This window comes from Streptomyces sp. NPDC058375 (genome assembly GCF_042723425.1).
GTDB classification, from domain to species: domain Bacteria; phylum Actinomycetota; class Actinomycetes; order Streptomycetales; family Streptomycetaceae; genus Streptomyces; species Streptomyces durocortorensis.
Map to the genome: position 1 here is coordinate 1 of NZ_JBHXJG010000070.1, position 19,438 is coordinate 19,438.

The following is a 19,438-nucleotide window of genomic DNA, read 5'->3' on the forward strand; positions in this document are numbered from 1 at the left end:
TCAGGGATCCGGGCCTCGGTCGTCTTCTTCAGTAGCGGGGACAGGATTTGAACCTGCGACCTCTGGGTTATGAGCCCAGCGAGCTACCGAGCTGCTCCACCCCGCGTCGGTGAACACCACCCTACGCCATGGAATCGCCCTGCGTGACCGCATGAGGCTCCGCCCGCGCGCCCATCGGTGCTCACACGAGCCTTTGCCTGCACACCCATTCCTGACGCAGCGTCAGTTCAGTAACCTGACAGAGTGTCAGCTAATCGGCCGGCCCCGCCTGTTGCCCGGCGGGCCATCGAGCAGGAGCGGGCGGAACGATGCTTGGATCGACTCACGGCACCCTCACCACCGACTTCCGTGCCCGGGTGGTGGCCTGCGGCGAGGAGCCGCACGCCGCCGTCGTCAGCCTGCCTACGGCCTCGGCCCGGGGCGGCCTCGACGTCAGCGGGCGACCGCTGCACCTGGCCGTGCCCGACCTGGACCGCTTCTTCCGGCCCCGCTCGGTGGCCGTCGTCGGGGCCTCGGACGCCGAGGGCCGCCCCAACACCGGCATCACCCGGCAGCTGATCGCCTGGTCCGAACGGGTCGGGGCCCGGCTGCACCCGGTGCACCCGACCCGCCCGTCCGTGTTCGGCCTCGCCTGCTTCCCGTCGGTCGGTGCGCTCCCCGAGCCGGTCGACCTGGCGGTCCTGCTGGTCGCGGACCCGCTCCCGGTGATCGAGGAGCTGGGCGAGGCCAAGGTGCCCTTCGCGGTCGCCTTCGCCTCCGGGTTCGCCGAGACCGGGGAGGCCGGCGCGGCCGCCCAGGCCCGGCTGGCGGCGGCCGTGGAGCGGTCCGGGCTGCGGCTGCTCGGGCCGAACACCAACCTGAACGCCTTCGAACGGTTCCGGGACGACCTGGAGGGCCCCGCCATCGCCCTGATCACCCAGTCCGGGCACCAGGGCCGCCCGCTCCGCGCCCTCCAGGAGCTGGGGATCCGGCTCTCACACTGGGCGCCCACGGGCAACGAGGCCGATCTGGAGACCGCCGACTTCCTGGCGTACTTCGCCCAGCTCCCCGCGGTCGGGGCGGCCGCCTGTTACGTCGAGGGGCTCAAGGACGGCCGCTCCTTCCTGCTCGCCGCCGACCGGGCCGCCCGCGCGAAGGTCCCGGTCGTCGCCGTGAAGGTGGGCCGCACGGAAGCCGGGGCCGAGGCCGCCGCCTCGCACACCGGGAAGCTGACCGGGGCGGACCAGGTGGTGGACGCGGCGATGCGGCAGTTCAGGGTGATCCGGGTGAACGGCCTGGACGAACTCCAGGACACCGCCGCCCTGCTGGCCCGGGCCCGCCCGCCACAGGCCGAGGGGGTCGCCGTCTACTCCATCTCCGGCGGCACCGGCGCGCACTTCGCCGACCTGGCGACGGCTGCGGGGCTCTCGCTGCCCGCCCTGTCACCCGAGAAGCAGGCCGAACTGCACACCTGGATACCGGAGTACCTGAACGTCGCCAACCCCGTCGACAACGGTGGCCACCCGGTCGGCGACTCGCGTGGCCGGAAGATCATCGACGCGATCCTCGCGGACCCGTCGGTCGGGGTGCTGATCTGTCCGATCACCGGCCCGTTCCCCCCGATGAGCGACCGGCTCGCCCAGGACCTGGCGGACGCGGCGGAGGCCACCGACAAGCTGGTCTGCGTGATCTGGGGCTCCCCCGTCGGCACCGAGGACGCCTACCGCACCACCCTGCTCGGCTCCTCGCGCCTCCCCAGGAGATCAACATGACCACGCGCGACGCCAACGAGGGCGTGGCGTCCTTCGTCGAGCGCAGATCGCCGGAGTACCGAGGGTACTGACCGGAGCACCGGGGCTCAGCCGGCCACCGGCGGGTTGAAGCGGTGGAAGGCGGGCTCCGACCAGCGCAGCGGGGAGGCGGCGGCGATCTCCCGTACGGCGGTGACCTCGAACTCCACGAGGCGCTCCGCCCCCGGAACCCGCGCCACCTCGTCCGCGTCCCAGACCGTACGGGCGAACCCGGTCAGATGCAGGGAGGCCCCGGTGTCCCAGTCGGGCACGAGAAGGCCGGCGGCCGGGTTGAGTTCGAGGTTGCCCAGGGTCAGGAACATGCCGTTGCCCGCGTAGTCGGGCCAGCGCAGCAGCCGGGGCGTGAGTACCTGGACGAAGCCCGGGTTGCCGCCCCGGTGCGAGGCGTCGGCGTCGCCCCGGTCGGAGGCGGTGGCGACGAAGAAGGTGTCGGCGGCCCGCAGCGCCTCCTGCTGGGCAGGGCTCAGGGCGTCGCCGTCCGCGACCGGGTGCGGCTGCCCGCCCTCCTCACCCGGAGCGACCGTGCGGTGTTCGCGCTCCTGGATGTACTTGGGGCAGTTGGCGACGGCCTGGTCGAGGTCGACACGGAGCCCGTCGCCGGCACGGACCGCCCGGCCGTTCATCCGCATCCGGCGACGAGTGGCCGGTTCGATGGCGATCATGCCGATCCGGGCGGGGGCGGCCCCACCCGTGCCCGCGCCGGACAGTAGGCCGGCCAGCGGGTCGTCGGGCAGCGGCAGGGCTTCGACGACCAGGGTGTCCGGCGCGGGGACGCTCAGGAATCCCGGTGCGCCGGTGAGCTGGGTCGCCCAGATCCGCCCCCGCTCGTCCGCGCCGCCCACCACCAGAAAGGGCTGTTGGGCGAGGAAGTCCGCCGCCACCTCGGGGATGTCGGAGCGGATGGCCCGCTCCGCACTGCCCGCCCGCCGGGCGAGCCCCGCCCGCTCCTGCACGGCGATCTCACCCCGGTGATATCCGCTCATGACCTTGCGCCCTGCCCTTCCGCTCTGCCTTTCCGCTCTGCCGGTGTCTAGAAGAAGCCGCAGGTGGGGGCGCCGGCGGTCGGTGCGCCCGCCGGGTCGGCCCCGGTCGGCGCGTAGACCTCCAGGCGGATCCCGTCGGGGTCGGTGAAGAAGATGCCGCCCGAGGTGCCGCTCTCGCCGTGCGGCACGACGCCCTCGTGGGCGAAGTCCGCGCCCAGCCCGCGCAGGACCTCTTCGGTGGCCCGGACCTCCTCGACGGAGTCCACCTGGAACGAGAGGTGGTGGAGACCGGGGAGGGCCGTTGCGAACGTGCCCGCGCTCTGCTGCCACAGGGTCACCACGAGCCGGGAGTCACGCCCCAGGAAGGCCCAGCGACGATCGGCGTCCTTGCCCTCGGCCAGCACCTCGAAGTCGAAGACCGCACGGTAGAAGGCGGCCGAGCGCTCCAGATCGGTGACGTTGAGGCCGACATGACCCGTCTGGAGGTTCTTCGCCTTGCCCATGGTCGATCCCGTTCCTTCAGTCAGGGCCGCGAGATGATCTCGCAACCTCTGATACCAATTTTGAAGGTTAGAAGAACCGGCGTCAACCGGTGATCTCCATTTGGCTGGTTATGATCGAGGGATAGCCACCCCCCGCCAGCCCCTCCCCCGCGTGACGGAAGGAGCCCAGCCGTGCCGCACCCCTCCGGGACCGACCCCCGGCCGCTGACCGGTGAGCCGCTCGCCATCGATCTGCTCAACACCCGCTGGATCGACGGGGACGGCCCGCACGACCTGCTGGACTCGGTCTCCGGTCTGGCCGTCTGGCTCGACAGCCCGCCGGTGCGGGGCCACCTCGACCCCGACCCCGCCCAGACCACCGCCCCCACCGCCGACCGCGCCACGCTGGACCGGCTGCTCCTGGCCCGCGCGGCGCTCGACGCCCTGGCCACCACGGCCGCCCTCCGCGATCCGGCCACCCCCGAGCAGGCCGCCCGACTGAACGAGGTCCTCCGCCACGGCCGCATCCGCCGCGCACTGGGATCCGACGGAATGCCGGAGTCCGTGGTGGAGGTGGACGAGCCGTCCTGGCTGCCCGCCTGGTACGCGGCGGAGAACTGGCTACGGCTGGCCGTGGACCGACCCGACCGCATCCGCGCCTGCGCGAACGACGCCTGCGTCCTGCACTTCCACGACGTGTCCAAGAACGGCACGCGCCGCTGGTGCTCCATGGCAGGCTGCGGCAACCGCGCGAAGGCGCAACGCCACTACGCCCGACGCACCGAAGCCTGAAACCCGACCCGCCCCCCCCACCCCCCACTCCGCACCCGCACCTCCCCAGCTGACGGTCCGTCAGTTCTAATGGAGGGCGTGATGGGACACGCAGGCATGGCCGCCACCGCCGTCCGGTACCTCAGGTCCGTCGGCGCCGCCACGACAGCCGCACCGGGGACACCGGCCGGGGCGCCGCCCGAGGCACTGCCCCGGCCGGACCTGAGAGCCGTCCGGGACGACGAGCGGCTACCGGTCGCACCGGGCGAATTCCGGCGTGTGCTGGGCCACTTCGCCAGCGGCGTCACCGTGGTCACCGCGCGCGACGCGGACGGGCCGGCGGGCTTCGCCTGCCAGTCCTTCGCCTCGCTCTCGCTGGACCCGCCGCTGGTGTCCTTCATGGTCGCCCGTACGTCGACGACCTGGCCGCGCATCGCCCGCGCCGGTGCGTTCTGCGTGAACATCCTGGGGGCCGAACAGGGCGCGCTGTGCCGGGGGTTCGCGGTGAGCGGGGCCGACAAGTTCGCGGGGGTGGCCTACGGGGACGCCCCGGCGACCGGATCACCGCTGCTGGACTCCGTACCCGCCTGGATCGACTGCCGTATCCACGCCGTCCACACCGGCGGCGACCATCTCATCGTGGTCGGCCGGGTGGAGGCGCTGGGCGCGGCGGACGAGGGCGAGCCGCTGCTGTTCCACCGGGGGCGTTCGGCCGGTTCAGCCGCTAGCGGCCCCCGAAGCCGCCCTCACCCGCCGGATCACCAGGGACATCAGCGCCGCCATCGCGCACAGCGCTCCTGCCGCGTACCAGACCACGTCGTAACTGTCGAAGACGTCCCGCGCGACCCCGCCGAGGAACGCGACCACCGCCGCGCCCACCTGGTGCGAGGCCAGCACCCAGCCGAAGACGATCGCACTGTCCTCGCCGTACTGCTCGCGGCAGAGCGCCAGTGTCGGCGGGACGGTGGCGACCCAGTCGAGGCCGTAGAACACGATGAAGAAGATCATCGGCGGTTGTACGTCGGGGCCGATCAGCAGCGGCAGGAACAACAGGGAGATCCCGCGCAGCGCGTAGTAGACGGCGAGCAGCCTGCGGGCGTCGAAGCGGTCGGTGAGCCAGCCGGAGAAGATCGTGCCGATGATGTCGAAGACCCCGATCACCGCGAGCAGCGAGGCCGCCACGGTGATGGGCATGTGGTTGTCGTGGGCGAAGGGCACGAAGTGGGTGCGGATCAGGCCGTTGGTGGAGGCCCCGCAGATCGCGAAGGTGCCCGCGAGCAGCCAGAACGGGCCGGTGCGGGCCGCGTCGAACAGCACGCGCACCGTCCGGCGCGCGGCGCCCCGGGCGGGCGCGGGCTTCGCCACGTACGTACCGCCGTACGGGGCGAGCCCCACATCGGCCGGGTGGTCGCGCATCAGGAGCCAGACGAACGGGACGACGACGAGGGACGCCAGTCCGACGGTGACCGAGGCGGGCTCCCAGCCGTGTTCGTCGATGATCCAGGCGCAGAGCGGGAGGAAGACGAGCTGCCCGGAGGCCCCGGCGGCGGTGAGGATGCCGGTGACCAGGCCCCGGCGGGCGACGAACCAGCGGTTGGTGACGGTCGCGGCGAACGCCATCGCCATGGACCCGGTGCCGAGGCCGACCAACAGGCCCCAGTAGACCATCAGTTGCCAGGAGGCGGTCATCCAGACGCTGGCGATCGCCCCGGCCGCCACCATGGTGAGCGCGCTCGCCACGACCCGCCGGATACCGAAGCGGTCCATGAGGGCTGCGGCGAACGGTGCGGTCAGCCCGTACAGCGCCATGTCGATGGAGACCGCGAGCCCGATCTCCCCGCGGGACCAGCCGAATTCGGTGTGGAGCGGGTCGATGAGCAGGCCCGGCAGGGAGTTGAAGGCCGCGCCGCCGATGATCGTCACGAAGGTCACGGCGGCGACGAGCCACGCCCGGTGGAAGCGGGGGCGGCGGGGGCGGCGGGGGCGCGCTTCGCGTGGCTGCCGCCGGCCGTCGTCCCGGGCTGCGCTTTCGATGGTCTCGGTCACGTGGACCAGCTTCTTGGCCTGCGGCTTTCCCTACGAGTGGCCTGAAGGACATGGTTCGCAGGAATCGGGCCACGACGGCATGGTCCGGGGCGGGCGCGGTCACGGGCACTGCGTACGATCGCCTTCCGAATGAGAGAGGTTGCCCACCGGAACCCGGCACGACACGAGGAGCGACATGCACTGGGCCGTCCGCCAAGAGTTCGACCGCCGAGCCGGGGCCCGCGTGGCCTGGGGAGTGGGCCTGTCCGCCGTGGCAGCCGGACTGCTGCTCTGGCTCGGCTACCTGCTGCTGGCTCCGTACACCGTCGCATCCTCCCCCAGCCGAGACCTGGAGTGCGAATCCCCTCTGGCGTACGGCCGTTCGCACACCAGCCCTTCCCTGTGCGCCGGGGAACGCGACTGGCCCGAACTCGTCGGCATCCTGGCCCTGTCCGTCCCCACGGCCGTGACGGGCGCGGCGCTCGTCGTCAGCGGCACCTCCCGGCGACGCACCAGCGCCCATGTCTTCGCGATACTGGAGATGCAGGCGAGCGAGGAACGGGCCCGCGGAAAGAAGTGAGGGGCCGGGCCCGGGCCGCCGCACGGAGCACTGCCCATGCACCGGCCGCGCCCACCGCGTACCAGAGCAGGTCCGGTGCGTTGAACGTCGAGCCGAGCACCAGCCGAGCCGCCGTACTGTGCGCCGACAACTCCGCCGGTACGCCCGTGAGCTGCGCGAACTCCACCGCCCAGCTCACCGCCAGCGCCGTGGCGGCCACCACGAGTGGCCGCGCGCGGGGCGCGCAGACGGCGACGAGGGCGCAGACCAGCACCGTGTAGAGCGCGCTCCCCGCGTACTTGGCGAAGGCGCCGTCCGCTCCGGCCCGTACGGCCAGGCCCGCGCCGACGGTGACGACGGCTGCCACCGCCGCGACCGCGCGAGCCGTGAGATCACGGGTGGGCCGCCGCGGGGCCGGGGGTGTGCTCATGGACGGGGGCTCACGGGTGTCACGACCCGCGTCGGGAATGGACGCGGGCTCTGTCGGCTTCTCCATCACATCGCTAACCTGTATCAGCTCGTGGTCTATACCAGCTACAGGCTCCCCCTGTGATCTTCGAGGAGGCCATCGTGCCGCACCGCGTCGTCGTCCTGGCTCTCGACGGGCTGCTCCCCTTCGAACTGGGCATTCCGCAGCGGATTTTCGGCCGCACGCTCGCCACGGAGTCGGACGGCAGGGACAGGAAGCTGTACGACGTGGTGACCTGCTCGGTCCGCCCGCCGGGCCCGGTCCGGACCGACGCGGACTTCTCCGTCCTCGTGGAGCAGGGGCCGGAGGCGCTCGCCACCGCCGACACGGTCGTCGTCCCCGCCTCCTACGAGCTGGGCCCGGTCTTCGAGGAGGGCAGGCTCACCGAGGAGCTGGCCGCCGCGCTCGCCCTGGTCCGGCCCGGCACCCGGATGGTCTCCATCTGCACCGGCAGTTACGTCCTCGCGGCGGCCGGATACCTCGACGGCCGGCCCGCCACCACGCACTGGTCGTCCGCCGACCACTTCCAGCGGACCTTCCCGCAGGTCCGCGTCGACCCGGACGTCCTGTTCATCGACGACGGCGACGTCCTGACCTCGGCCGGGGTCGCCGCCGGGATCGACCTCTGCCTGCACCTGGTGCGGCGCGACCACGGCACGGCCGTGGCCAACGAGATCGCCCGCCGCACGGTCGTGCCCCCGCACCGGGACGGCGGGCAGGCCCAGTACATCCACCGCCCCGTCCCCGAGCCGCAGTTCGCGACCACGACCGCCGCCCGGACCTGGGCCCTGGCCCGGCTGGAGCGGCCGATCCTGCTGCGGGACATGGCGGAGCAGGAGGCCATGAGCGTACGGACGTTCACGCGCCGCTTCCGCGAGGAGGTCGGCATCAGCCCCGGCCAGTGGCTGACCCAGCAGCGGGTGGAGCGGGCCCGGCAGCTGCTGGAGTCGACGGACCTGTCCATCGACCAAGTGGCCCGGGACGCGGGCTTCGGCACGGCGACCTCGCTGCGCCAGCACCTCCAGGCAGCCCTGGGCGTGCCGCCGACGGTCTACCGGCGTACGTTCCGGTCCTCGGCGGACACGGTCCGCTGAGGCCCGGGGCCGTCAGCCCCGGCCCGCCACCAGGTCGTCCAGCTCGGCCGCGAAGAGCCGGGCGGGGTCGAAGGCCATGCCGGTGAAGTGACCGGCCAGCTCCAGGGACAGCACGCCGTGCAGCCGGGTCCAGAACGTGAGGGCCCGGTGGAGCGCGGCGGGCGGAGCCGGGTGGTCACCGGCCCAGTCGCGGTGGTCCTCCAGGTGGGCGGCGAACGGGGTGGCGGGCGCGTCCGGTTCGAGGGCCGTGCAGGCGGTGAGCAGGTCGGCCATGACCTCCCGCGAGATGCCGGTGATCTCCTCGGGCGCGTGGTAGCCGGGGACGGGGGTGCCGTAGATGAGGAAGTACCGGTGGGGGTCCGCCAGGGCCCAGTCGCGCAGGACGTGCGCGAGGGCGGCCAGGTCCGCACCGTCGGCGGCGGCCGCACGGACGGCGTCGGCGAGGCTGCGGTAGGCGTCCCGGATGAGCTCGGTGATCAGCTCGTCACGGCCGGCGAAGTAGCGGTAGAGCGCGGGGCCGCTGACCCCCATCTGCTTGGCGATGGCGTTGAGGGAGAGCGCGGACGCCGCCGATGTGCAGCCCCTCGCCGACGGCGGGCCCGGTCCACCGGATGCAGGATCCGCGCTCGACCTGCCGGACGGTGGACGTGATGTCCAGACTGGTGGCGGGCGTCGCCGGGTTGGGCGGGACCGGGGTGGTCCAGCGGAGGTCCGGGGCGGCGTCCTCGTCCGCACCGAGGAGACCCACACCGGCGAACAGGTCGACGCGAACGTCCCCTACGCCACCGAGATCCTGAAGCAGGGCCTCGAAGCATGGCTCGGCGAGCTGAAGACCGCCGCCGAGGCCCGGCCCTGCTGAGCCCGAGGCCGGGTCAGAAGACCAGCACCCCCCGGGCCACCCGCCCGTGGTGCGCGTCGTCGGCCGCCTTGGCGAAGTCCTCCACCGGGTACGTCACGGTCGCCAGCTCGTCCAGCAGCAACCGGCCCTCCCGGTAGAGGTCCGCGTACAGGGCGATGTCGCGGTGCGGCCGCGAGGAACCGTCGCGTTTCCTGACGGTCCGTTAGATTTTACGGGCAGTCGGACACTCCGGCACAAGACCCAGGAGGCCCCCATGTCCCTGCCGGCCGAGTTCCACGAGATCGCGAAGCGCGTGAACAACTGGGGCCGCTGGGGGGAGGACGACGAGCTGGGGACGCTCAACCTGATCACCGACGCCGTCGTGCGGGAGGCCGTCGCCACCGTGCGTACCGGCCACCGGATACCGCTCGCGCTGCCGCTACGGCAGGACGGGGTGCAGAGCGGGCTCATCCCGGGCCGGATCAACCCGCTGCACACGATGGTCCAGATCAACCAGGAGATCTTCGGCCCCGGTACGGTCGCCACCAGCGACGACGCCGTCACGATGGGGCTCCAGGCGGCCACCCACTGGGACGCCCTGACGCACGCCTCGCACAGCGGGAAGATCTACAACGGCCGTCCGGCGGACACCATCACGGCGCACACCGGCGCACGTTTCTCATCGATCGCCTCCGTGGGGCCGCTGGTCGCGCGCGGGGTGCTGCTGGACGTCGCGCGCGCCCGGGGCGTGGACCGGCTGCCGGGCGAGCACGCCGTGACGCCGGAGGACCTGGTGGCGGCCGAGGAGTTCGGGGGCGTACGCGTACAGGCCGGAGACATCGTGCTCGTACGGACCGGGCAGGTGCGCCTCGCGCTGGCCGGGGACAGAAACGCGTACGGCTACCCGTCGCCGGGGCTCTCGGTGCGCACGCCCGAGTGGTTCCACGCCCGGGATGTGGCGGCCGTCGCCAACGACACCCTGACCTTCGAGATCTTCCCGCCGGAGATCGAGGACCTGTGGCTGCCCGTGCACGCCCTGCACCTGGTGGAGATGGGCATGCTCCAGGGCCAGAACTGGAACCTGGAGGCGCTGTCCACCGCCTGTGCGGAGGAGAAGCGGTACGCCTTCCTGCTCACCGCCGCACCGGAGCCGTTCGCCGGGGCCACCGGCTCGCCGGTCGCCCCGGTCGCGGTCCTGTGAACGGCTGCCGGAAGCCTTGAAAGTCTCAGGCGCGGCCGGTCAGGCCAGGTTGTCGGTGAAGAGACAGGCGGGCGGTTCGCACGCCTCGCCGCCCTGGATCACGACCGTCGGCACGTCCGCGGTCCGGACCGGACCGCTCCGGTCGACCTCGCACCAGATCTGCTTCCCGGCGCCCTCCGGCAGCCAGCCCCAGCGGTCCGCGAGCCCGTCCACCAGCTCCAGGCCCCGGCCGCCCGTGTCCTCGCCCTCCGCGTGCCGCTGGAGCGGCGGGCAGTCACTGGCGTCCGCGACCTCCACCCGGACCGTCCCGGCCGCACCGGAGGCCCCGGCCCCGCCGAAGAGCATCCGCAGCACAGCGGGACACCCCGTGTGGACGACGGCGTTGGTGACCAGCTCCGAGATCAGCAGGATGAGCGTCTCGGCGAGCGGCTCGTCATCCCCTATCCCGGAACCGACCAGGCGCGACCGCGCCCACCTACGGGCCCGCCCCACCTCTGCGGGATCCGGACCGACCTCCAGCTGAACCTGAAGCACCTGCACCGCTCACACCATCCGAACCGGCGGACACATCGCCTCGCGCCTCCTCAGGGTCACGGAACGTGATTCCCTTACGCGACAGCATGGTTGACGTACAGTCACCGCAACAAGCGCTTCGGGCATATTCCAGCGCGAAGGAGTACGCGTGGTGCATACTGTGCGACGCACGCTGCGGGGAGTCGAACAGGAGCGCGCAGAGACTGCGTGAAACGCTCTTCGGGCAGGCCCGGCACATCTCCGGCGAGCGCCCTCGCCCCGGACCGGAGCCGCCGCACAGGCCGCCCCCGGATCGTCCGGTTCCAGAACCACTCGCATCCCACGGAGCGTACCCGAGCCGGGCCCCGACTCCTCCCGGTGACGAATCACGCAAAGGACACAAGCCGGTATCGACACCGGGCGGATGCGCTCTGTCACCCTCCGCCCCCTGCTTCCGGATCCGGTCGGCCGTACGCCGCCGAGCTGCGCGGAAGCGGCCCCGCCGCCCCCAGATCGGCGGCGAGCAGCTCCTCGGCGCCGGCCCCGGGGAGCCAGGAGGCGGCCCGGAGCCAGGCCCGTTTGAGGTGGAGGTGAACATCTGCCTCCCAGGTGAAGCCCATCCCGCCGTGGATCTGGAGGCAGTCGCGGGCATTGCGTACGGCCGCCTCGTCGGCGAGGAGTTTGGCCGCCGCGATCTCCACCGGGTCACCGGTCACGGCGGCCGCGTACACGGCGGCGCGGGCCGGTTCGGTGCGGGCGAGCATGTCGGCGCAGAGATGTTTGACCGCCTGGAACGATCCGACGGGGAATCCGAACTGCTGGCGGTACCCGGCGTGTTGAACGGCAGCCTCGGTGGTCCTGGCCGCACTGCCGAGCTGCTCGGCGGCGGTGAGCAGCGCGGCCTCGTACCGCAACCGCCCGGCGTGCGCCGGAGCGTGCTCCGTCGCGGCCGGAGTACGCGACGTGTCCGCCCGCGTGCGCTCTGTCGTCGTCAGCGCGTCCGCCGCTCTCATCCGGTGCAGCGGTGTGAGCGGGTCCATCGACCGTACGGGCCGGGCGGCGGCCACGAAGTCCCGCAGCGCCTCCCCGGCGACCACCTCGGCCCCCACCAGCACCGTGTCCCGCCCCCGTCGGCACCGCGTCCGCCCCCACCAGCACCGCGTCCGCGTCCGCCAGGTGCGCCACCGGCAGGCCCCCGTCCACGGCCGTCACCACCGCCTCGCCCTCGGCGGCCCCCTTCACCAGGCCCGCCGCCAGGTGCGTGGCGACCAGCGGGCCCGGCAGCAGCGCCCGGCCCGCCTCCTCGAAGAGCAGCACCGCATCGGGCAGCCCGAGGCCCACCCCGCCCGCCTCCTCCGGCAGCCGGAGCGCGAAGAACCCGGCCGTGCCCAGCTCCCGCCAGAGCGAACGGTCCAGGGCCCCGCCCCGGTCCACCGCCGCCCGCAGCCGGTCCCGGTCGAACACCGCGCCGAGCAGGTCGCGCATCCCGGACCGCAGGGCCCGCTGGTCGTCCGAGAGCTGGAAGTCCACGGTGGCCTCAGCGCCCCTTCGGCAGGCCGAGGATGCGCTCGGCGACGATGTTGCGCTGGATCTGCGAGGTGCCGGCCTCGATCGTGTACGAGAGGGAGGAGAGCCGGTCCAGGGCCCATTCCCCGTCCAGGTCGAAGGCGTCCGCCGCCCCCAGCACCTCCGCCGCCGCCTCGTACAGCTCCTGGCGGGCCCCGGAGTAGCGCAGCTTGAAGACCGAGCCGCCGATGCCGGGGACGCCTCCCGTGCGCTCCGACTCCCCCACGTTCCACTGGGTGAGCCGCCACAGGGCCCGGAATTCGGCGTTCAGGCGTCCCAGCCGCCGGCGCAGCACCGGGTCGTCCCATCTCCCCGTCCGGCGGGCCTCGTCGGCGAGGGCGTCCAGGGTGCGGCGGCAGGCGACGACCTCGCCGACGAAGGCGGTGCCGCGTTCGAAGGAGAGGGTGACCATGGTGACGCGCCAGCCGTCGTTCTCGGCTCCGACCCGGTTGCCTACCGGCACCCGGACCTCGTCCAGGAACACCTCCGCGAACTCCGTGGACCCGGCGAGCGTCCGCAGCGGCCGTACCGTGATGCCGGGCGCGTCCATGGGCATCGCCAGCCAGCTGATCCCGCGGTGTTTCGGCGCATCCGGGTCGGTCCGCACCAGCAGCTCGCACCAGTCGGCGACCTCCGCGTGGGAGGTCCAGATCTTGCTGCCGCTGACCACGTACGCGTCCCCGTCGCGCACCGCCCCCGTCCGCAGTGCGGCCAGGTCGGAGCCCGCGTCCGGCTCGCTGAACCCCTGGCACCAGATCTCGTCGCCGCGCAGCACGGGCGGCAGCCAGCGGGCCCGCTGCTCGGCCGTGCCCTCGGCGGCGATCGTCGGCCCGGCGTGCAGCAGCCCGACGAAGTTCGCCCCGACGTAGGGGGCCCCGGCCTTCTCCGTCTCCTCCAGGTAGATCAGGTGCTGGGTCGGGGTGGCCCCCTGCCCGCCCGCGTCCACCGGCCAGTGCAGGCCCGCGTACCCGGCGTCGTACAGCATCCGCTGCCAGGCGGTGTCGTACGACCGGCGCGCGGGCCAGTCGTCGGGCGAGGGCTTCGGGGGCAGGCCGGGGAGCACGGCGGCCAGCCACTCCCGCAGCCGCCGCCGGAACTCCTCCTCGGCCTCCGTGTACGCGAGATCCACCGCCCCGCCCCCGCCTACTCGTCCAGGTCCAGGCCGAGCATGCGGATCGCGTTTCCGCGCATCAGTTTGTGGACGGTCTCCTCGTCCAGTCCCTTGACGTGGTCGAGGGCGACCTCCTTGGTGTGCGGGAAGGTCGAGTCCACGTGCGGGTAGTCGGTCTCGAAGGTGGCGTTGTCGCGGCCGACGACGTCCAGTGACGCGATGCCGTGCTTGTCGCGGAAGAAGCAGCAGAACATCTGCCGGTAGTAGTACGTGGACGGCGGCTCGGGGATCAGATCGCGCACCCCGCCCCAGGCCCGGTGCTCCTCCCACACGTCGTCGGCGCGCTCCAGGGCGTACGGAATCCACCCCATCTGGCTCGCTGTACGCGGGCGGCTCGTGCCTGGCCCACGCCCTGAAGTTGTCGGCGGACGACGTGGGCTCGATGGCGTTCCCGTACGCCCATGTCGCCGGGCCCGACTACACGGTGATGCTGCTGCTGTACGGGTTCCCCGCGGTGATGTTCGAGCAGTTCGCGCTGCCGGACGCGCTGGCGGAGTACCGGCTCCACGGGGTGACCGTGGCGGGCGGTTCGACGGCGTTCTACGCGATGTTCCTGACGGAGCAGCGCAAGGCCCCGGCCCGGCCGCTGATCCCCTCCCTCCGCCTCCTCGCGGGTGGCGGGGCGCCGAAGCCGCCGGAGGTCTACCACGCGGTGGTGCGGGAGATGGGCGTCCAGCTCGCCCACGGCTACGGGATGACCGAGGTCCCGATGATCACCATGGGCGCTCCGGACGACACCGCCGACCACCTGGCCCTGACCGAGGGCCGCCCGCCGGAGGGCATGGAGATCCGGATCACCGACGAGCACGGCAAGCCGCTGCCGTACAGCGTGGAGGGCGAGGTACGGCTGCGCGGGGAGGCGGTCTGCCGGGGCTATCTGGACGCGGCGGCCACCGAGGCGTCCTTCGACACCGAGGGGTTCCTGATCACCGGGGACCTGGGCCGGCTCCAGGAGAGCGGCCACCTCACGCTCACGGGCCGGCTGAAGGACATCATCATCCGCAAGGGCGAGAACATCTCCGCCAAGGAGATCGAGGACCTGCTCCACACACACCCGGGCGTGGCCGACGCGGCGGTGATCGGCCTGCCCGACCCGGAGCGCGGCGAACGGGTCTGCGCGGTGATCGAACAGCCGCCCGGCGCCCCGCCGCTGACCCTGGCCGGCCTCGCCGCCCATCTGCGGGGCGCGGGGCTCTCCGTCCACAAGGTGCCCGAGCAACTGGAGCTGCTGGACGCGCTGCCCCGCAACGAGACGCTGCGCAAGGTGCTCAAGTACAAGCTGCGGGAACGGTTCGGCGGCTGAGGCGGGAGAGGCGTCGCAGGGAGCGTTACGGGGGCGGGCGCGCCACCCCCGTAACGCCCGGGGGTTGCTACGCGTCGGGCTCGATCACCGTGAAGTACACGGCGAACGCCGACACCACATCGCCCTCCGCGACCTTCCCGTCCCGGTCGGTGTCCAGGCTCTGGGCGGCGATCCCCGCGATCTCGGCGCTGGCCCCGAGGACCCGGAGCGCCCGCTCCACGTTCGCCACCGACGCCCTGCCGTCGTTCCCGCCGTCCGCGACCGCGATGACCGCCCGCAGGAACGGCCGGGCGATCTCGGCGAACCGCTCGGGACTGTCCCGGAGCCGCTTCACCGCCCCGCCAGCGAACTCCTCTCGGGTGACCCGCTGATCCCCGTCCACATCGGCGATCCCCGCCATGCCCTGCCAGAACGCCTCGGCCCCGGTGTAGAGCGCCTGCCCCTTGTCGCAACGGGCCGTCGTACCGAACTCGGTGAGCAGACGGGCGGCTGCGGCGTTGAAATCGGCGCGATCGATGTAGCCGTTGCCGTCCTGGTCGAAGGCGGCGAAGCGGTGCGCGATCTTTCGCTCGTACTCTGCGCTGTCCATGCGGGGAGCGTACGACGCCGGAAGCGCTCACGTGTCACCGAGAAGCTGTTCCTCTGTGACAACCTCGCATCGGCGCGGCGGCTGAGCGGCAGGAGCCGCCGAAGAATGACGAGAACGCGCCCCTCACGACAAGTCAATCGCCCAGCTACTGACTATTTCACTTTGTTAAAGTGTGCGAGTTGCACATGTTTGATCAGTTGAGCGGTGGCTAAGCAGCCGCCCGCGGGCTCCAGGAGACACAGGCGTGGCTCCAGGGCGTGGTTGGTCACCAACGGGCAGACCAACTACGCGTTGGCCCATGCCGCGGTGCTCCGGGGATGGGGCGCGGGCTGATGAGCATGCCTCCTCCCCCGCCTCCCGTGAAGAGCGGCGGGGACTTCGACGTGACCCCGAGAGCGCTCCACCCGCTCGCGGGCTACGTGGCGCACCTCCAGGACGGGCTGAACAGGGGAGCCAACCAGTTCCTGGGCGAGCTCGGCCGGTACCCGGACTGCGGGGGTACGGGACCGCCGCGTGGGAGTTCGCCACCGCGTACAAGAAGGTGGGAGACCGCTTCATCGAGGTGTGGGCCAGGTCGGTGGCGAGCGTCGGAGGCGCCGCGGTCGGCTTCGCCCTGACGGCGAACAACTACGCGACCGCCGACGCCGCCACGGACCCCTCAGGCGCCCCTGCCCAGACGCAGTGGCCGCCGACCGTGATCGACAAGCCGCCGAACCACGGGCCCGTGACGGACCTCAAGTGGGCGGACATCGACCAGAGCCAGGACATGTTCCAACTGGCGCTGGAAGCGGTGGAGGCCGGCGTCCTGGCGATCATCCGGCCTCTCCTGGAGGACGCCTACCGCATGGGCAAGGCGAAATACCGCTCGACCTCGCGAATCAGGAAGCCGACCTTCACCTGACCGCGCGGTTGGTCGGCGAGATCAATGAACTGCTGGCACTGGGGCTGGATGACAGCGGCTACGGCGTCGCCGTGAGCGAACTAGGCATGGAGGTCGAGCCCGGCCTCGTCTCCGCGGAAAGCTGGCTCCAGGGGATAGCGGACCAGCTCGCGGCGGGCCGACCCCAGTACGGCTGACAGCCGGGAGGGGCGCCGCCTGTTCCGGCCCGGCGGCCAGCCGGTGGAGGTCAGGCGCTCAGCGGCCTGCAGTCCTCGTCGGTGGCCGACAGCGCGTCGGGGTAGACCTCGAACAGGCGGCGCACCCCGAGTGCGCCGAGCACCTTGTTGACGTGTGAACCGTCCTCCGCGCCCCGGGCCGGGAGGATCAGCCGCAGTCGGCCGCCGCAGGACTTCATCAGGCGGCGCGAGGCGATCAGCACGCCGACGCCGCTGGAGTCGCAGAAGAACACCTCGGACAGATCGAGCACCACATCGTGCTGCCCCTCCGCCACCGCCTCGTGGACGGACTGGCGCACGACGGGCGAGGTCACCAGATCGAGTTCACCGCTTATGCGCAGCACAGCCCAGGAGCCCTGCTCCGCCTCGTCCACCTTGAGCGTCACGACTGGACCTCTCGTTCCGGGGCTCCCGGCAATCCGGAAGTTTCCGTTCCTCCTCGCGGCTGCCCAACCGCACCCCCATGAAACACCGACGCGCCCATCGAGGCCCAGGAGGTTTCCGGTGGAAAGGCGCACTTCGGCCCGTTTCCGCTGATCAGAGTGGTCGGGGAGCCATCCGGGCCGAAAATCGACTACCGTCGTTGGCCACGTACCGCGGGAAAAGAGTTGCCGCAAAGGCGCGTGCGCCGCGCGCCCGGCGGACTACATTCGGTCCTCACGGGCACAGGATGGATCAACGGAGCTGGGCAACAGGGCCGGGGGCTGGGGGGTTCATGGCGAAGGAGACGGCGCCCCGCTGGGACCGCAGGATGCAGCAGAGGCTGGCCCGCGGCGAGGCGGCGGCGCTCGGCGAGCTCTATGACCGGTTCGCGGCCCTCGTCCACAGCCAGGCGCACCGGATGCTCGACGACGAGGACGCCGCCGACCTGGTGACCCGCGAGGTCTTCGCCCAGGTCTGGGAGAACCCCGAGGCGTACGACCCGAAGCAGGGCTCGATGCGTTCCTGGGTGGCCCGCCTCACCCACCGCCAGTCCGTCCAGCGGCTGCGCCGCGCGGCGGCCTCCCGTTACGCGGCGGAGCACGGCGAGGGCGCGGTGCCCGACCCGGAGGAGCTGGAGCGGCGGGTGCGCAGCGCCACGGCCGCCGCCCGCGCCGACTACATCGTCTCCTCGATGCCCGTACCCCTGCGGGAGGCCCTGGAGCTGGCGTACATCCATCGCCGGGACTACCGGCAGACCGCCGCCGACCTCGGGGTCACCGAGGACGAGGCGCGCCGCCGGCTCCGGCTGGGGCTCCAGCTCCTCTCCACGGCCAACGCCCGCCCGCTCGAAGGGTCCTCGCCACCCGGTTACGGACGGATCCGGTGACCGGCGACGGACGCGCGAGCGAGGGCGGCGAGGAGGAGGTGCGCGGCGCCCGCCGGATACCGGGCCCGCGCGGGGCGGCGGACGACCTCGACCTGGAGTCCGTACCGCTGCCTCCCCTGCCGCCGCCCGGCGGGAGCGCCCCGGACGAGGCGGTGCCGGAGCAGTCCGCCCCGAAGCCCGAGCGGGGGCCGGAAACCAGGCTGGATCCCGCAGCGACGGAGCCGGGACTTGAGCTGGGGCCTGAGCCGGACCCGGCCCACGACCACCCGGACCCGGCCGCCCCGGAGCTGGGGCCCGAGCCGGACACCGCCGCCCCGGAGCTGGGGCCCGAGCCGGCCCCCGCCGCCCCGGAGCCGGGCCCTGAGCCGGATCCCGAGCCGGAACCGGACCCGGCCGCCCCGGACCCGGCCCACGACCATCCGGACCCGGCCGCCCCGGAGCCCGCCATGGCCTCCGGCCCGGTCGTCCTCCCGCACCAGGTGCTCAAGGCCCTCCTCGGCGCCTGGGCGCTCTCCGCCTGTTCGGTCGAGGAGACCGCCGCCGTGGAGGACCACCTCACCGGGTGCGCCCCGTGCGCGGACGAGGCGCTGCGGCTGCGGGACGCCGTGGGGCTGCTGCACACCGACGGCTCCCTGGACCTCGACCCGACCCTGCGCACCCGGGTCATCGACGGGTGCCTGGGGCGTCGCCCGGCCCGGATCCCGGTGCCGGAGTGGGCCGCCCCGTACGACGCCGAGACCGCCCGGCTCGACGCGCTGCTCCGTGACATCGGGGACTCCGAATGGCACGCCCCGGTGCGGCTCCAGTGGTTCGAGGAGGAGCACCAGGTCAGCCGCCGGACCACCGTCGCCGGGGTGATCGGCCATCTGACGGCGGTCGACGGGCTGCTGTCCGCCGCGCTCGGCCTCGACGACCCGCTCGACGGCGGCAAGGCCCCGCTGGACCCCACCGAGCGCACCGAGACGTACTGGTCGGCGACGCGCCGGCCGCCCACCCGGGCCGTCCGCGAACCCTGGCGGGCCCAGAGCCACGAGCTGATCCGTACGGCGTCCTTCGCCGGGCGGAACGTCGCCGAGACGTCCGTCTCCTACGGGGCCTTCGCCCTGCCGCTCCAGGACGCGCTGCTGGACCGCGCCTTCGAGTGCTGGGTGCACGGCGGGGACATCGCCGACGCCGTCGACTACCCGTACCAGGCCCCGTCCGCCGCCCATCTGCACCGCATGATCGACCTGGCGGCCCGGATGCTTCCGGCCGCCCTCGCGGGCCGCCGCAGCGCCGGACTGGCCGGGCCGGCGAAGGACCTCGTCACGGCGGGGGCGCCGGGCCGCTCGCTCCACCTGGAGATCGAGGGCCACGGCGGAGGCGACTGGTACATCGCGCTGGACTCGCCGGCCGCCGTCGGCTCGCCCGAACGCGCCGTGGCGCAGGTGGCGCTGGACGGGGTCGAGTTCTGCCGCCTCGTCGCGGGCCACATCTCGCCGGTGGAAGCGGCGGCGGGCCAGGAGGGCGACCGCGAGGCCATCCGCGATGTGCTGTTCGCGGCGGCCTCGCTCAGTCGGCTCTGACACCGGCCCCGGCGCCTCAGCCGACTCGGTCGCCTCTGACACCCGCCCCAGCGCCTCAGCCGACTCGGTCGGCTCCGACACCGCCCTGGCGTCC

The 19,438-nt window shown here is 72.8% G+C and carries 15 protein-coding genes, 1 tRNA gene and 9 pseudogenes; 11 read left to right on the plus strand and 14 right to left on the minus strand.

What is annotated here, in order from left to right:
* Positions 1–32: 32 nt before the first annotated feature.
* A tRNA-Met gene (locus ACFWM7_RS14370) sits at positions 33–106 on the minus strand.
* Between the two features lie 202 nt (positions 107–308).
* Between ACFWM7_RS14370 and ACFWM7_RS14375 the strand changes: the two are divergent.
* A pseudogene (locus ACFWM7_RS14375) lies at positions 309–1,733 on the plus strand (CoA-binding protein); the annotation flags it as partial.
* A 104-nt stretch (positions 1,734–1,837) separates the two neighbouring features.
* On the opposite strand, the gene ACFWM7_RS14380 reads toward ACFWM7_RS14375, so the two are convergent.
* On the minus strand, positions 1,838–2,773 hold the full coding sequence (locus ACFWM7_RS14380; protein ID WP_383260043.1) for a pyridoxamine 5'-phosphate oxidase family protein: 936 nt from the start codon (positions 2,771–2,773) through the stop codon (positions 1,838–1,840).
* A gap of 47 nt (positions 2,774–2,820) precedes the next feature.
* Complete coding sequence (locus ACFWM7_RS14385; protein ID WP_383260045.1) at positions 2,821–3,276, minus strand: VOC family protein; 456 nt, start codon at positions 3,274–3,276, stop codon at positions 2,821–2,823.
* A 171-nt stretch (positions 3,277–3,447) separates the two neighbouring features.
* Here ACFWM7_RS14385 and ACFWM7_RS14390 point away from each other — a divergent pair, with 171 nt between their 5' ends.
* A complete protein-coding gene (locus tag ACFWM7_RS14390) occupies positions 3,448–4,047 on the plus strand; it encodes a CGNR zinc finger domain-containing protein (protein ID WP_383260047.1) in 600 nt (199 codons plus the stop codon).
* A gap of 96 nt (positions 4,048–4,143) precedes the next feature.
* A pseudogene (locus tag ACFWM7_RS14395) lies at positions 4,144–4,754 on the plus strand (flavin reductase family protein).
* Here the strand turns inward: ACFWM7_RS14395 and ACFWM7_RS14400 are convergent.
* A complete protein-coding gene (locus ACFWM7_RS14400; protein WP_383260049.1) occupies positions 4,744–6,072 on the minus strand; it encodes an MFS transporter in 1,329 nt (442 codons plus the stop codon). The pseudogene ACFWM7_RS14395 and the gene ACFWM7_RS14400 overlap by 11 nt on opposite strands.
* Positions 6,073–6,247: 175 nt before the next feature.
* Here ACFWM7_RS14400 and ACFWM7_RS14405 point away from each other — a divergent pair, with 175 nt between their 5' ends.
* Positions 6,248–6,631, plus strand: a complete 384-nt coding sequence (locus tag ACFWM7_RS14405) for a hypothetical protein (RefSeq protein WP_383260051.1) — start codon at positions 6,248–6,250, stop codon at positions 6,629–6,631.
* Here the strand turns inward: ACFWM7_RS14405 and ACFWM7_RS14410 are convergent.
* Positions 6,540–7,106 (minus strand): DUF2809 domain-containing protein, encoded by a 567-nt coding sequence (locus tag ACFWM7_RS14410; RefSeq protein ID WP_383260052.1) that lies wholly within the window; start codon positions 7,104–7,106, stop codon positions 6,540–6,542. The two genes, ACFWM7_RS14405 and ACFWM7_RS14410, sit on opposite strands and share 92 nt — an antisense overlap.
* Before the next feature lie 74 nt (positions 7,107–7,180).
* Between ACFWM7_RS14410 and ACFWM7_RS14415 the strand changes: the two genes are divergently transcribed.
* The gene (locus ACFWM7_RS14415) at positions 7,181–8,173 is read left to right on the plus strand and encodes a GlxA family transcriptional regulator (protein WP_383260088.1); all 993 of its coding nucleotides are present in this window, start codon (positions 7,181–7,183) and stop codon (positions 8,171–8,173) included.
* Positions 8,174–8,185: 12 nt separating this feature from the next.
* Here the strand turns inward: ACFWM7_RS14415 and ACFWM7_RS14420 are convergent.
* Both ACFWM7_RS14420 and ACFWM7_RS14425 read right to left on the minus strand, forming a co-directional pair.
* Positions 8,186–8,746, minus strand: a pseudogene (locus ACFWM7_RS14420) (TetR/AcrR family transcriptional regulator); the annotation flags it as partial.
* A pseudogene (locus tag ACFWM7_RS14425) lies at positions 8,736–8,879 on the minus strand (polyketide cyclase /reductase); the annotation flags it as partial. The pseudogenes ACFWM7_RS14420 and ACFWM7_RS14425, both read right to left, overlap by 11 nt.
* On the opposite strand from ACFWM7_RS14425, the pseudogene ACFWM7_RS14430 reads away from it, so the two are divergent.
* A pseudogene (locus ACFWM7_RS14430) lies at positions 8,880–9,032 on the plus strand (polyketide cyclase /reductase); the annotation flags it as partial.
* A 13-nt stretch (positions 9,033–9,045) separates the two neighbouring features.
* Here ACFWM7_RS14430 and ACFWM7_RS14435 read toward each other — a convergent pair.
* Positions 9,046–9,219: pseudogene (locus ACFWM7_RS14435) on the minus strand (Zn-dependent alcohol dehydrogenase); the annotation flags it as partial.
* Between the two features lie 66 nt (positions 9,220–9,285).
* Between ACFWM7_RS14435 and ACFWM7_RS14440 the strand changes: the two are divergent.
* Positions 9,286–10,212, plus strand: coding sequence for a cyclase family protein (locus tag ACFWM7_RS14440; RefSeq protein ID WP_383260053.1), 927 nt, complete (start codon positions 9,286–9,288; stop codon positions 10,210–10,212).
* A 39-nt stretch (positions 10,213–10,251) separates the two neighbouring features.
* Here the strand turns inward: ACFWM7_RS14440 and ACFWM7_RS14445 are convergent, their stop codons facing one another.
* The 4 genes and pseudogenes from ACFWM7_RS14445 to ACFWM7_RS14460 all read right to left on the minus strand — a co-directional run.
* Entirely contained in the window at positions 10,252–10,752 is a 501-nt protein-coding gene (locus tag ACFWM7_RS14445; RefSeq protein WP_383260056.1) for an ATP-binding protein, read from the minus strand.
* A 407-nt stretch (positions 10,753–11,159) separates the two neighbouring features.
* Positions 11,160–12,255 (minus strand): annotated as a pseudogene (locus tag ACFWM7_RS14450) (acyl-CoA dehydrogenase family protein).
* Between the two features lie 7 nt (positions 12,256–12,262).
* Positions 12,263–13,420 (minus strand): acyl-CoA dehydrogenase family protein, encoded by a 1,158-nt coding sequence (locus tag ACFWM7_RS14455; RefSeq protein ID WP_383260060.1) that lies wholly within the window; start codon positions 13,418–13,420, stop codon positions 12,263–12,265.
* 14 nt (positions 13,421–13,434) lie between these two features.
* Positions 13,435–13,776 (minus strand): annotated as a pseudogene (locus ACFWM7_RS14460) (amidohydrolase family protein); the annotation flags it as partial.
* 2 nt (positions 13,777–13,778) lie between these two features.
* Between ACFWM7_RS14460 and ACFWM7_RS14465 the strand changes: the two are divergent.
* Positions 13,779–14,765: pseudogene (locus ACFWM7_RS14465) on the plus strand (class I adenylate-forming enzyme family protein); the annotation flags it as partial.
* A 67-nt stretch (positions 14,766–14,832) separates the two neighbouring features.
* Here ACFWM7_RS14465 and ACFWM7_RS14470 read toward each other — a convergent pair.
* On the minus strand, positions 14,833–15,354 hold the full coding sequence (locus ACFWM7_RS14470; RefSeq protein WP_383260061.1) for an EF-hand domain-containing protein: 522 nt from the start codon (positions 15,352–15,354) through the stop codon (positions 14,833–14,835).
* Positions 15,355–15,895: 541 nt separating this feature from the next.
* Here ACFWM7_RS14470 and ACFWM7_RS14475 point away from each other — a divergent pair.
* Positions 15,896–16,255, plus strand: a complete 360-nt coding sequence (locus ACFWM7_RS14475) for a hypothetical protein (protein WP_383260063.1) — start codon at positions 15,896–15,898, stop codon at positions 16,253–16,255.
* 226 nt (positions 16,256–16,481) lie between these two features.
* Here ACFWM7_RS14475 and ACFWM7_RS14480 read toward each other — a convergent pair whose 3' ends face one another.
* Entirely contained in the window at positions 16,482–16,856 is a 375-nt protein-coding gene (locus ACFWM7_RS14480) for an STAS domain-containing protein (protein WP_383260066.1), read from the minus strand.
* A 329-nt stretch (positions 16,857–17,185) separates the two neighbouring features.
* Between ACFWM7_RS14480 and ACFWM7_RS14485 the strand changes: the two genes are divergently transcribed.
* Both ACFWM7_RS14485 and ACFWM7_RS14490 read left to right on the plus strand, forming a co-directional pair.
* Entirely contained in the window at positions 17,186–17,779 is a 594-nt protein-coding gene (locus ACFWM7_RS14485) for an RNA polymerase sigma factor (RefSeq protein ID WP_383260068.1), read from the plus strand.
* The gene (locus ACFWM7_RS14490) at positions 17,776–19,344 is read left to right on the plus strand and encodes a zf-HC2 domain-containing protein (protein ID WP_383260071.1); all 1,569 of its coding nucleotides are present in this window, start codon (positions 17,776–17,778) and stop codon (positions 19,342–19,344) included. The genes ACFWM7_RS14485 and ACFWM7_RS14490 overlap by 4 nt, the downstream gene beginning before the upstream one ends.
* Positions 19,345–19,438 lie beyond the last annotated feature (94 nt).